This window comes from Lacticaseibacillus styriensis, from assembly GCF_030770295.1.
Lineage (GTDB): Bacteria > Bacillota > Bacilli > Lactobacillales > Lactobacillaceae > Lacticaseibacillus > Lacticaseibacillus casei.
This window is the reverse complement of sequence record NZ_CP132483.1, coordinates 937,820-950,567: the sequence shown is the minus strand read 5'-3', so window position 1 is coordinate 950,567 and position 12,748 is coordinate 937,820. Positions and strand designations below refer to the sequence as shown.

Sequence of the window (12,748 nt, the reverse complement as noted above, 5' to 3'; positions counted from 1 at the left end):
ACGGCATCACACTCGCGTTTTATGCGCTGTCGCCAAAGCCGCAGAAAGGGCATCGATTCGTTTTTTCACCCGCACACGCTCAGCCGCATCTGTCAGCAATACCAGTGTATCGCCTTCTCGAATCAATGTATCGCCATGAGGAATCACTTCCCGCTCACCCCGGCGAATTCCAATCAGCAACGACTCTTTTGGCCATGGCATATCGCGCACCAACTTACCATTGAGCGAACTGCCCACAAAAACCGGGATTTCCAGTCGATCAGGCTGGTGCAGCTGCTCAACGGTCTTGGGGAATGTCATTTGTTCAAGCAAGGCTTCATAAATCGGCGCACCACCAAGCAGGTCAACCACGAGATAAGCCGTCAACGACAGCACCGCCAGCGGCATGAGATGGGTCAGATTACCCACCATTTCGGTCACCAATAAAATCGCGGTAAACGGCGCTTTCCCAATGCCGGCAAAGTATCCAGCCATCGAGAAGATAATCAGATTCATAATGTAAACATGTGGCAACAAGCCCAACTGATACATGACCACCCCATAAATGGCCCCGATAATCGCCCCTAACGATAAAATCGGCAAGAAAATACCGCCTGGCAACCCTGAGCCATAAGAAATCATGGAAAAAACAAAGCGAATGGCGAAAATACCCAGTAACGTCAAAAGTGGCGGTACATACTGACCAAACCCGACAATCAAGCTATTGCCGCCGCCGAGCAGATTAGGGGTAAAATAACCGACCGCAATCAATAAGATGAACGGCACGACTCCTTGCACGACCCGTGGTAAGTGGGTCAATCGTTGATACCACCGCGGCATGGATAAAAGCACCCGTTGGTATAAATAGCCTAGCAGCCCTAGAAGAATGCCTAGCAGGATCAAATGCCAGTAACTGGTAACCGGCAAACTTCGCGAATAACTCAAATGTAGCACGGGAACCAGTCCAAACACATACAGCGAGATGAAATCCGATCCAATGGCACCAGCCAGTGCAGTCAGCCAAACCAGCGGCGAGAAATTATGGTAAACCTCTTCCAACACGAACAGGGTCCCAGCAATCGGCGCATTGAAGGCAGCTGCGAGTCCGGCTGCCGATCCGGATGCAATTAGGAGACGCCGATCGGTTCCGCGCAATTTAAATCCACCGGCCAAGCCTTGACCCACGGCTGCGCCTAATTGAATCGAAGGCCCTTCACGACCCAGAAACAAACCGGGAGCAAGTGACAGCACACCACCGACGAACTTACGCCAAAGAATGGCCCACCAATGCATTTCCAGTTCGCCGGCAAGCTGACCTTCTACTTGAGGAATGCCTGACCCGGAAATATAGGGTTCTTGTTTTAACATTAGGGCCACAAGCGCCGCCAGCACCAGATTAAAGGCAATCAATAAGACCCAGTGCCACCAGACAAACGGCCCCATATGTAAGTATCCGTATACCTGATGACTGGCGCGCAACCCGACTTCAATACAGTAACGAAAAGCACTGACCACCGTACCGGTCATCAAGCCGACCAATAATCCCAGCAAGACAAACCGCAGGCGGGTGATATCGAATTTTTCTTTTTCCTTAATGATTCGTGCCACAACATTTCCCTCCATGCCAACATTCATTCAGTATAAACCTTAAAAGGAAACGAGAGAAATCCCATTCTTTCAAAAAATTAGGAAAAAAACACGCCACTTGTCATAAGTGACGTGCTCGTAACGACAGCAACGGCGATTAATTAGTCGATTGCTTTAACGTTGTAGAAGGACTTGCGACCCTTGTATTGTGATTGTGCACCTAATTGATCTTCGATGCGCATCAACTGGTTGTACTTGGCAATCCGGTCGGTCCGGCTCATGGAACCGGTCTTGATTTCACCGGCGTTGGTTGCAACAACCAAGTCAGCAATCGTGGTGTCTTCGGTTTCACCGGAACGATGTGAAACAACGGCGGTGTAGCCAGCTTCTTTAGCCATTTCAATTGCTTCGAAGGTTTCAGTCAAAGTACCGATTTGGTTCAGCTTGATCAGAATTGAGTTAGCAACGCCCATATCGATACCCTTCTTCAGGTAATCGGTGTTGGTAACAAACAGGTCATCACCAACGATCTGAACTTTGTCGCCCATCTTCTGGGTGAATGTCTGCCAGCCTTCCCAGTCGTTTTCGTCGATAGGATCTTCAACAGAAACGATCGGATACTTGTTGATGTAACCATCGATCATGTTGGTCCATTCTTCGGTGGTGTACTTCTTGTCAGGGTTTGACCACTTGGTTGTGTAAGTCTTGGTGTCGGCATCGTACATTTCTGAAGCCGCAACATCAAAGGCCAAGGCAATGTCGTCGCCTGGCTTGTAGCCAGCCTTCTTGATCGCTTCAACAAGTAGTTCGAAGGCTTCTTCGTTGTCCTTCAAGTTAGGAGCGAAGCCACCTTCATCACCAACAGCGGTAATGTCACCTTTGCTCTTCAACAAAGCCTGCAGTGCATGGAAGGTTTCTGAACCCATGCGAACGGCTTCACGAACACTCTTGGCACCAACAGGCATAATCATGAATTCCTGGAAGTCAACAGTGTTAGTTGAATGTGCGCCACCATTAAGAACGTTCATCATTGGCGTTGGCAGAACATGAGCGTTCGGGCCGCCAAGATATTGATACAATGGCAGGCCGACTTCATCAGCAGCAGCACGGGCAGCAGCCAAGGAAACACCCAAGATGGCGTTGGCACCCAGCTTGCCTTTGTTTGGTGTACCATCAAGATCGATCATGGTTTGGTCGATCAGGCGTTGTTCGGTAACGTCAAGGCCAATCACAGCCTTGGCAATTTCATTGTTGACATGACCAACGGCCTTCAAAACACCCTTGCCGCCAAAACGATCCTTGTCACCGTCACGCAGCTCAACGGCTTCGTGTTCACCGGTTGAAGCACCTGATGGAACTAATGCGCGGCCAAAACCGCCATCTTCGGTATACAATTCAACTTCAACAGTAGGGTTGCCACGTGAATCCAAAACTTCGCGTGCCAATACATCAGTAATGATAGACATATATTCTTCTCCTTTTTGCCAGAAGGCTGTTTAATATTGGAAACCAGATTAATCTTGGTAGTTAGCCAAGGCGATGAAACTTTCAGGATCCATCGAAGCGCCACCGACTAAGCCGCCATCGATATCAGGCTTAGCCATCAATTCTTTAACGTTCGCTGGTTTAACGGAGCCGCCGTAAAGAATCCGAACAGCGTCTGCCGTGTCTTTATTATACAACTTCTCAACGGTCGCACGAATGTGGGCAACAACTTCTTGTGCCTGATCGGCAGTCGCAGTCTTACCGGTCCCGATTGCCCAGATTGGTTCGTAGGCCAAAACAGAAACTTTGACTTGGTCAGCAGTTAAGCCAGCCAAAGCTGCTTCGATTTGCGAGGCAACCCAGTCTTCGGTTTGGCCAGCTTCACGCTGGGTCAAACTTTCGCCGCAGCAGATAATCGGCAGAAGATTGTTCTTAAAGATAGCCTTAGCTTTCTTATTGATATCTTCGTCGGTTTCGTGGAAGTAACCACGACGTTCGCTATGGCCGATGATGACATAATCAACGCCCATTTCCTTTAATGCTTTCGGGCTGGTTTCGCCGGTATAAGCACCTTCATCTTCAAAGTAGCAGTTTTCTGCCGCTGTCTTTAAAGGTGTGCCTTCTGCTCCGGCAACCAAAGTCGTCAGATCAATGGCAGGTGCGCCAATAACCGTTTCAACTTTGCTTGCGTCAGGCAGTTTGCCTTTCACAGCATCCAAAAAGGCTTGCGTCTCCTTGGGGTTTTTGTTCATTTTCCAGTTACCAGCAATGAATGGTGTCCGCATGACTTAGCTTCCTTTCATTATGTACCGACACGCTCAGCACGCGTCGGCATTGACTGTTAGATCAGCATCACTGACAAATTACTTGTCAGAAATGGCTGCGATACCTGGTAACGTCTTGCCTTCAAGATATTCAAGGCTAGCACCGCCACCAGTGGAAATGTGGGTAATCTTAGGTGCGATACCCAATTGCTTGGCAGCAGCGGTTGAATCGCCACCACCAATGATTGTCGTAGCATCCTTCAAATCACCGAGTGCACGGCCGACTTCCAAAGTACCTTCAGCATAGTTGCTCATTTCGAACACACCCATCGGGCCGTTCCAAACAACCGTCTTGGCACCTTGCAAAGCATCTTTGAATTCTTGAATCGTCTTCGGGCCGATATCCAATGCCATGTAGCCATCCGGAATATCGCCTTCAACAACCTTATGAGGAGCATCGTTTGAAAATTCTGGGGCAACAACAGAATCAACAGGCAAAAGCAACTTATCGCCGGCTTGGTCCATAATCTTCTTGGCTAAGTCGATCTTGTCTTTTTCAACCAATGAGTTACCGATGCTCATACCCTTGGCTGCATAGAAGGTATAAGTCATGCCACCACCGATAAGGATCTTATCAGCTTTAGGCACTAAGTTTTCGATGACACCGATTTTATCGGAAACCTTGGCACCACCCAAGATAGCAATGAATGGGTGCTTCGGGTTGTCAACAGCGTCGCCTAAGAACTTGATTTCCTTTTCCATCAAGAACCCGGCAGCTGTTTGCTTCATGTTGGAAGCAATGCCGACATTGGACGCATGCTTACGATGTGCCGTACCAAAGGCATCGTTGACGAATAGGTCGCCAAGGCTTGCCCAGTACTTGCCTAATTCAGGATCATTGCCGGATTCTTTCTTACCGTCAAGATCTTCAAACCGGGTGTTTTCCATCAAAAGCACATCGCCATCGTTCATTTTGGCAATAGCATCTTCCAGTTCCTTGCCACGGGTAGCCGGTACAAAGGTAACTGGCTTCTTCAGCAATTCACTCAAGCGTTGGGCAACTGGCTTCAATGTCAGCTTAGCCTTATCTTCTTCGGTCTTAACCCGGCCAAGGTGTGACAGCAAGATTGCCTTGCCGCCGTGATCAATGACATATTGGATGGTTGGCAATGCTGCCACGATCCGGTTGTCATCACCAATAACGCCATCTTTGATCGGCACGTTGAAGTCAACGCGGATCAGAACTTTTTTATCTTTAACATCTAAATCTGAAACGATTAATTTAGCCAAAAGATTTGACCTCCTTCATTTTCCCAAAGATGGTGGATGAACACGCGTCCTCCACCATGGTGCTCGCAAAGGGCAAAAATCAGCATAAAACCGATGATTTCTGTCGCCTTTCCAAAAAAAGCGGAGGGAGTAAAGCTCCCTCCGCTTCGGATGTTGCGGTTAGAAAAGCGTTACTCCGGATTAGAGAGTAGCAAATTTCAGCAAGGTACGGATCATCTGGCAAGTAAAGCCATATTCGTTATCGTACCAAGCAACCGTCTTAACTAATTGATAGTCACCGGCAGTTGTAACTTCAGTCTGAGTAGGATCGAAGATTGAACCATAAGTCGTACCGATTACATCGGAAGATACGATTTCGTCTTCGTTCCAGCCGAAGCTAGGGTTGTTTTCGGTGTGCTTCTTGATAGCTTCGTTGACTTGGTCAGCAGTAACGTTCTTGGTCTTCAAGATGGAAACCAATTCGGTCAAGGAACCGTCAACAACAGAAACACGCTGTGCGTGACCCTGCAACTTGCCGTTCAATTCTGGGATAACCAAACCGATAGCCTTAGCAGCACCAGTGCTGTGAGGAATCGTGTTAGCAGCGGCAGAACGTGCAGCACGCAGGTTGCCACCACGAACCGGGCCGTCAAGCAACATCTGAGTTGAGGTGTAAGCGTGAACGGTGGTCATGGTACCAACTTCAATGCCGAATTCCTTGTTCAGGAAGTAAGCCATTGGTGCCAAGCAGTTGGTCGTGCAAGAACCAGCAGAAACAATCTTATCGTCTGCATTCAAAGTGTCATCATTAACATTGTAAACGATGGTCTTCATCTTGCCAGCTGGGGCAGAAATCAGAACACGCTTTGCACCTGCATCCAAATGAGCTTGTGACTTTTCAGCAGAGGTATAGAAGCCTGTGCATTCAAGAACATAGTCAACGCCATCGTTCTTAACCCAAGGAATGTTCTGGGCTTGCGGTTCTGCGTAGACGCGGTATTCTTTACCGTCAACGACAATACCGTTATCGGTTGCACTAACTTCACCAGGGAAAGTACCATGAGTTGAATCATACTTAAGCAAGTGAGCCAGCATGGTTGGGCTGGTCAGATCGTTGATCGCAACAACCTGGATGTCATTGCTCTTTGCACCCAATTCGTAAATACGACGGAATGCCAAACGACCGATACGGCCAAAACCATTAATACCAATCTTAACAGTCATGCTAAAATTTCCTCCTTTAGGAAATAAGGTTTTATTCTAACGGGTTGCCCCAGTTAAAATCGAATTTGTTGCACCGATGTCAGTTAACAGCCACGTTCGACTCGGTGCGTGTTGCATGTACGCCGCAATTGCTTTGGCTTTACTTTTACCCGCCGCAACTGCGAAGACATACGGTATATGATCAAGATCCGCAAGCTGTAATCCGATTTGCGGTATCTTGTAAACGACCTTGCCCTTGGCGTCGTAGAAAACGCCGAACGCCTCGGCAACGGCATGCTTGGCTTTCAGCATGCTGATCGTGTCAGGCGACATGCCACGGCGCTTAGCCATGACCAGCGCATCGCCCACACTATGAATCACTACCTGAGCTTTGTCGATAAGGTTTAAAACATCTCTCACCGATGGCTCTTTGATTAAGGACTCATAGGATTCCGAGCTTAGATTCTCAGGAACATATAAAGCCCGGTACTTGCTATCGGTTGCTTCTGCCATTGCAGCCGCAATCGAGTTGGCCTGAATGGTCACGGCTTCACCGAGGCCACCCCGCGCAGGGACGAACGACAGTTCACGGCCCGCAGATAGCTGAAAAGTTAACTGCGTGGCTAAATGTGCCATCGTTGTGCCACCCATAACGGCAATCGTTAAATGCCCGGGTGGCAACAGTAACTGTAAGGTTGAATTCAACGTCTTGCCAAGTTCATCAAGAACCCGGCTACTCTGATCCGCATCCCCGGAAACAACCAGACAATGGTCAATGCCAAGATGCGTTGCCAGCCGCTTTTCGTCATCTTTGATTCCCAGCAACTGATTCATCAAATGATCAAGACCGTGAAAAGTTTCTAGCCCTTTTGCTGTCAACACCATGCCAGATTTCGAACTTTCTAAAAGTCCCTGTCCGCGCAAAAAATCTGTTTCTGTACGTAACGCGCGTTCTGAAATCTTCATCTGTTCGGCTAACGTTCGCCGACCAACCGGTGCCATCCAGTTAATAAATTGAAGGACCTGATAGCGTTTAGTGACGACGCCCATCAGATCAGGCGCGATCGCTTTGAGCCACGCAAGTTCAGTATGCATAAGGCACGTCCTTCTTTAATGGGTCATTTCACGTCCCTCCGAGTCGTTTGCCGACCCAGCAAGCTGAAAAAAATTAGGAACCCAACGTTTGCTGTTTTCCCTTACCAACAAAACCAATTGTAGCAGGGGTTCCGCTTTATCGCAAGTCTGTTGCCTAAATCGTCTCAAAGTAATCACAAAACCGGCTAAGTTTGAACATCTACTTCAAGAATGGTTCAAATGTTCGGCATTTACCAGTTTTGGCAACCTCGCTGCGGCTTTTTGATATCAGGGGTTTCGGCTTGCTTCTAATGAAATTTTCATGCACTGTATTTCGGTCTATTTCAACAGCCTACACACAGCCAGTCATGGGTTCTTTCATCAATGCTTGTTCTGTTTTGAGCATTTTTCAAGCGAAACTGCCATTTGGTGAGGGAGCGATTTCATTTGGCGTTTTCTTAGCTTAAAAAGGGCTATGCTGATCAGCGACATTTGCGTCCTACAAACACATTATGGCAAACAAAAAGCCCGCCATAGCGGACTTTTCTATTTTCGGTATTTTCCATATGACTGGAATTCTGCGCAGCCCGGGAGTCGAACCCGGATTTCGAGAACCGGAATCTCACGTGCGATCCATTACACTAACCGCGCAAGTACCTAATTATATTACTCAATCAGGAGGTAATTTGCAAGTCTTTTTATGTAGAGCGTGAACTGGGCCGGTTAGAAACCGGAGTGTAAGGGGCCTTGGACGTGATGGCTGGGCTTTGGCCATTGCGACCAAGGTCCTTACACGCAGGTTTCGGCCCAGTGAGCGCGTTTCGGAACCGAATTGCCCCCAAACCTTATTTTTTCACTGCCTATACTGATTCATTCTCGGCGGTTATCCTCAAATTCCTTCTACCCGTCCTTCCACTCCCACGAATCCCACGAAAAAAGCACACCACTAACCAAAGCGGTGTGCCAATTCGTTTAAGCCTTTATTTTTGATTATTCTTATTAACCAGAATATCATCAATCAAGCCGTAATCCTTGGCTTCCTGAGCGCTCATATAGTGATCACGTTCAGTATCCTTCTTGATTTGCTCAACTGTCTGACCTGTTGCATCGGCCAGGATCTGGTTCATCTTTTTACGTGTCTTCAAAATTTCTTCGGCCGCAATTTCGATTTCGGTTTGCTGACCTTGGGCGCCACCTGAAGGCTGATGGATTAAAATGGTCGAATTCGGCAAAGCAAAGCGTTTGCCTTTCGTGCCACCGGCTAACAGGACAGATGCCATGGATGCAGCCATCCCAATAGCAATGGTCTGAACATCGGACTTGATGAAGTTCATGGTATCAAGCATCGCCAAGCCGCTGGTGATCACACCACCGGGACTGTTGATGTAAAGGTAAATATCCTTTTCAGAATCCTGTGCATCAAGAAAAAGTAACTGGGCGATGACAGAGTTTGCCATTTGATCGTTTACTTCACCGGACAACATGATGATCCGGTCTTTTAATAGACGTGAGTAAATGTCGTAAGCACGTTCGCCACGACTGGTTTGTTCAACGACGGTAGGTACTAGCATGTCCTAACCTCCTGAAAATCGTTTTTTAGCACTCTTTAAAGTACAGTGCTAAGTATACTGCTAAAGTCAAATAAGGTCAAAGATTTTAATCACAATCTTTGACCTTATAAAAATCGTTCAGACTTGTGGGTAGGCGTCGTCAGCGATAGCACTCAGATGCTCATCGACACGCGTTACCTCAGTCTTGATACGATCATATTCAGTTTGCGGCAAATTCATCAATTCCATGCAGGAGCCAACATGTTCAAAAATCTCGTCGCGAGCGTCCAAAGCCTTTTGCGTCAAGCTAACATCAACGCGACGTTCATCTTCGGTTGATCGTTTGCGGCTGATCCAGCCGTCTTTTTCCAGACGCTTCATTAACGGTGTCAAGGTACCGCTGTCCAACTCAAGTGTTTGGCCCACCTGCTTAACCGACATCGTGCCGTGTTCATACAGCGACAGCAACGTAATGTACTGCGGATAAGTCAACTTAAATGGCGCTAATGCCTGAGCATAGAAATGATTATATTGTTTCTGTGCCTTGTAAATTGCAAAACAAAGTTGTTCATTTAATGTGATCGGTTTGACCATAGTGCTTCCTCCTAAAACCTAAGCAACAATTGTATCCCGCTGAACGTGACAATTACCACTTCATCTGGTAATAACATCACTGCAAATCCGAATGTAAACTGACTCATGTTTCTTGTCGTGGCACTCGTCAACCAGCGCACTGCCGGACAGTTTTTAGCGTCCTAAAAGTGGCAGCCGGGTCGTTCAAACGCCTACATCAAATAACTTGATGTCGGTTACATTGTACACGATTATCTTGAGGAAACAAAGGCATTATCTTATAAATATGACTTTTTGCTTATCTTGCAATTATCATAGCTGCTAGGCATCTTCCGGTTGCTGGTAACCCTCAGCAATCTGATTGAGTTTGCGCAACCGATGATTGACGCCTGACTTCGAAATGGTCCCACCCGGAACCATGGCACCCAACTCCTGCAACGAGACATCCGGATGGGCTAAGCGCAAAACGGCAATTTCGCGCAGTTTGGTTGGCAGATTATCCAACCCCACATGATCTTTAAGATAGTTGATATTCTCAATTTGTTTCTGGGCCGCATCAATGGTTTTGTTCATATTCGCCGTTTCGCAATTCACGAGGCGGTTCACCGAGTTACGCATATCCCGCACAATCCGGACATCTTCGAACTTAAGCATCGCATTCGTTGCCCCGATCACCTGCAGGAAATCCGCGATTTTTTCGGCTTCTTTTAAATAAACAATATAGCCGCTTCGGCGTTCGACGGTGCGCGCATTCAGGTTGAAATGATTCATCATTTTCAAAATGCCGGCATTGTGATCGGCATACAATGAATAAATTTCCAGGTGATAGCGCGATGTTTCCGGATTATTCACCGATCCGCCGGCTAAAAAAGCGCCGCGCAAGTACGAACGCATCCGTTGTGGTTCTTCCAAAACCGTTGCTGGGACCGTCGTCGAAATCGCCATCGTTGTCGGATCCAAAATTGACAAATCCGACAGAATATCATTGACACCTTCCGTCAGGCGGACAATGTACTGATAATTTTTTTTGAGTTTCATTTTGCGATGAACGACCAAGTTGGCTTCATGCCGGTAAACCTGGCGAATCAAACTATAAATTCGCCGGGCAATGGCTGGGTTTTCGGTTTGAATGTTTAACACAAATCGATGGGCCATCAACGTCAGGCTGCCGTTCATCCGGATCAATGCCGACAGCTCTGCCTTCGCATGTTCAGGATGAACCTCGAGTTGGGTCAGTTCTTTTTTCACCATACTGGCAAAGCTTGCCATGCCCTCACCTCCGGATTTTTGCGCTCACTTGAAAAGCCAAATTCAAAATTTCCTTGGCCACCTTGTCGCCATCATGGAAAACGCCGCGATCACGCAACTTCAAAAAGTCTTCCGAAATCACGCGACAACCCATATCCCGCAAACCTTGATAATTATGCTTAACCGGCGTCAGAATTTCGTTGTACTTTTGGTGATCGAGATAATTCTCGGGGACCGGTTCGATATTGACGAGCACGGTATCGACAAAATCCTCCCCCATCTGTTCATTCAACACCCGAACATGGTCGGCATCGGTGAAGTTTTGTGTTTCGCCTTTCTGCGTCATGATGTTGACGATATAGATGACTTCGGCCTGCGTTTTCTTCACAGCGTCACCCAGATTGCCAATCATCAGGTTCGGCAGGATGCTGGTAAACAGACTGCCGGGCCCCAGCACGACCACATCGGCATCCATAATGGCATCAATGACTTCATGGACAGCTTTAGGTTCACCATTAGCCGGATCGGTTTCGGAGACGGAAATATGCTTGATATTCTTACCGGCAGCGGTAATTTCGGATTCACCGGATAGGCTCGTCCCATCTGTGAACTCGGCATTAAGTGTGAGTGGCGTGTTGCTGGCAGGATAAACGTGACCATCCACCTGCATCATTTCGCTCAGTTGCTGAACCGCCGGGAAAATGCCGCCTTTCATCTCTGACAAAGCCGCAATGATTAAGTTGCCAATCGCATGGCCGGCAAAAAACGCATCGGTCGTGTTAAAGCGGTACTGGAAAATATCCAGATACAGACTTGGCAACTCCGACAAGGCAACAAGCACATTGCGAATATCACCAGGCGGCACTACGTTAATATAATTGCGGATGGTACCTGACGACCCGCCATCATCGGCAACCGTCACAATCGCTGTTACGTCAGCATCCTGTTCATGCAGACTATGCAAGATAACCGGCAATCCGGTTCCGCCGCCAATCACGACGACTTTAGGACGCCGCCCGCGAATGACGCGGATAAATTTAGTTTCCCGACTCATGAACGATTCACCGTCTCCTTATGTTTCTTAATGTCCCGATGGGTAATATCAACCGCATACGCATCCGAAAATGCCTTACCGATGCGCTCCGCAAACGCAACGCTTCGGTGTTGACCGCCTGTGCAACCGATCGCGATCGTCACACTGGTCTTCCCTTCGGCTTTATACTTGGGCATGATCTCAGCCAGCAAATCGTAAAATTTGTTGTAGAAACTCTCGGCATCTTCATTGTCCATTACATAGTCATAAACTTCCTGATCCAAACCGGTTTTTGGCCGGTAAGCCTTGACGTAAAACGGATTAGGCAGGAACCGGACGTCCATGACAATGTCCGCATCAATCGGCAGCCCATATTTAAACCCAAATGACATGACTTCAATATGAAAGGCTGGCTGACCGCTATTTTCTTTGAAGTTTAAGAAGATCTTTTCGCGTAACTGTCGCGGGCTCAACGTGGTGGTATCGATCACGACTTGCGCCCGATTCCGTAACTCGGTTAGTAGCACACGTTCTTTTTTAATGCCGTCCATCAACCGGCCTTCCATTGCCAAGGGATGTGAGCGGCGGGTTTCCTTGTAACGCGAAACCAGTTCTTCATCCGTCGCGTCTAAGAACAAAATGCGCGAATGAACGTAAGCGTTGTTGTCCAGATTAGCCAACATGTCGATAATCTGGTCATAAAAGGCCCGACTACGCAGATCCACGACTAGCGCAACCTTTGAGATCTTCCCAGATTCCTTAACGAGTTCCCAAAACTTAGGAAGCAGCGCTGGCGGCATGTTATCAACGCAAAAATACCCCAAATCTTCAAACGCCTGCATTGCAACGGTTTTGCCGGCACCCGACATCCCAGTGATAATAACAAGATCCAAACTTTCAGTCATAAAAGGCTCCTTTGTGCTCATATTCAATCAAGTATAACATTCCGGGCGTGTCATTCCTACCATCACAGACTCCCGAAA

Annotated in this window: 11 protein-coding genes and 1 tRNA gene; all 12 read right to left on the bottom strand. The window is 47.7% G+C overall.

Going from position 1 to position 12,748, the window contains the following annotated elements:
- Positions 1-6: 6 nt before the first annotated feature.
- Positions 7-1,587 carry a ClC family H(+)/Cl(-) exchange transporter gene (locus tag LACSTY_RS04595; protein ID WP_087911845.1) on the bottom strand — a complete coding sequence of 527 codons (1,581 nt, stop codon included), beginning with the start codon at positions 1,585-1,587 and terminating at the stop codon, positions 7-9.
- Between the two features lie 140 nt (positions 1,588-1,727).
- Positions 1,728-3,032 (bottom strand): phosphopyruvate hydratase, encoded by a 1,305-nt coding sequence (gene eno, locus LACSTY_RS04590; RefSeq protein ID WP_010489337.1) that lies wholly within the window; start codon positions 3,030-3,032, stop codon positions 1,728-1,730.
- 48 nt (positions 3,033-3,080) lie between these two features.
- Complete coding sequence (gene tpiA / locus LACSTY_RS04585; protein ID WP_010489338.1) at positions 3,081-3,836, bottom strand: triose-phosphate isomerase; 756 nt, start codon at positions 3,834-3,836, stop codon at positions 3,081-3,083.
- Between the two features lie 78 nt (positions 3,837-3,914).
- Entirely contained in the window at positions 3,915-5,105 is a 1,191-nt protein-coding gene (locus LACSTY_RS04580; protein ID WP_010489340.1) for a phosphoglycerate kinase, read from the bottom strand.
- 180 nt (positions 5,106-5,285) lie between these two features.
- Positions 5,286-6,308, bottom strand: coding sequence for a type I glyceraldehyde-3-phosphate dehydrogenase (gene gap / locus LACSTY_RS04575; RefSeq protein ID WP_025013036.1), 1,023 nt, complete (start codon positions 6,306-6,308; stop codon positions 5,286-5,288).
- A 36-nt stretch (positions 6,309-6,344) separates the two neighbouring features.
- Entirely contained in the window at positions 6,345-7,382 is a 1,038-nt protein-coding gene (locus tag LACSTY_RS04570) for a sugar-binding transcriptional regulator (RefSeq protein ID WP_087911844.1), read from the bottom strand.
- Between the two features lie 558 nt (positions 7,383-7,940).
- A tRNA-Arg gene (locus LACSTY_RS04565) sits at positions 7,941-8,012 on the bottom strand.
- Between the two features lie 329 nt (positions 8,013-8,341).
- Entirely contained in the window at positions 8,342-8,932 is a 591-nt protein-coding gene (gene clpP, locus LACSTY_RS04560; protein ID WP_005684526.1) for an ATP-dependent Clp endopeptidase proteolytic subunit ClpP, read from the bottom strand.
- Between the two features lie 117 nt (positions 8,933-9,049).
- Positions 9,050-9,505, bottom strand: a complete 456-nt coding sequence (locus LACSTY_RS04555; RefSeq protein ID WP_010489365.1) for a MarR family winged helix-turn-helix transcriptional regulator — start codon at positions 9,503-9,505, stop codon at positions 9,050-9,052.
- 300 nt (positions 9,506-9,805) lie between these two features.
- Positions 9,806-10,753: a DNA-binding protein WhiA gene (gene whiA / locus LACSTY_RS04550; protein ID WP_047105807.1), complete on the bottom strand. Its 948-nt coding sequence runs from the start codon at positions 10,751-10,753 to the stop codon at positions 9,806-9,808.
- A gap of 4 nt (positions 10,754-10,757) precedes the next feature.
- On the bottom strand, positions 10,758-11,786 hold the full coding sequence (gene mgfK / locus LACSTY_RS04545; RefSeq protein ID WP_087911843.1) for a gluconeogenesis morphogenetic factor MgfK: 1,029 nt from the start codon (positions 11,784-11,786) through the stop codon (positions 10,758-10,760).
- Positions 11,783-12,670, bottom strand: a complete 888-nt coding sequence (gene rapZ, locus LACSTY_RS04540) for an RNase adapter RapZ (RefSeq protein WP_010489370.1) — start codon at positions 12,668-12,670, stop codon at positions 11,783-11,785. The genes mgfK and rapZ overlap by 4 nt, the downstream gene beginning before the upstream one ends.
- Positions 12,671-12,748: the final 78 nt, after the last annotated feature.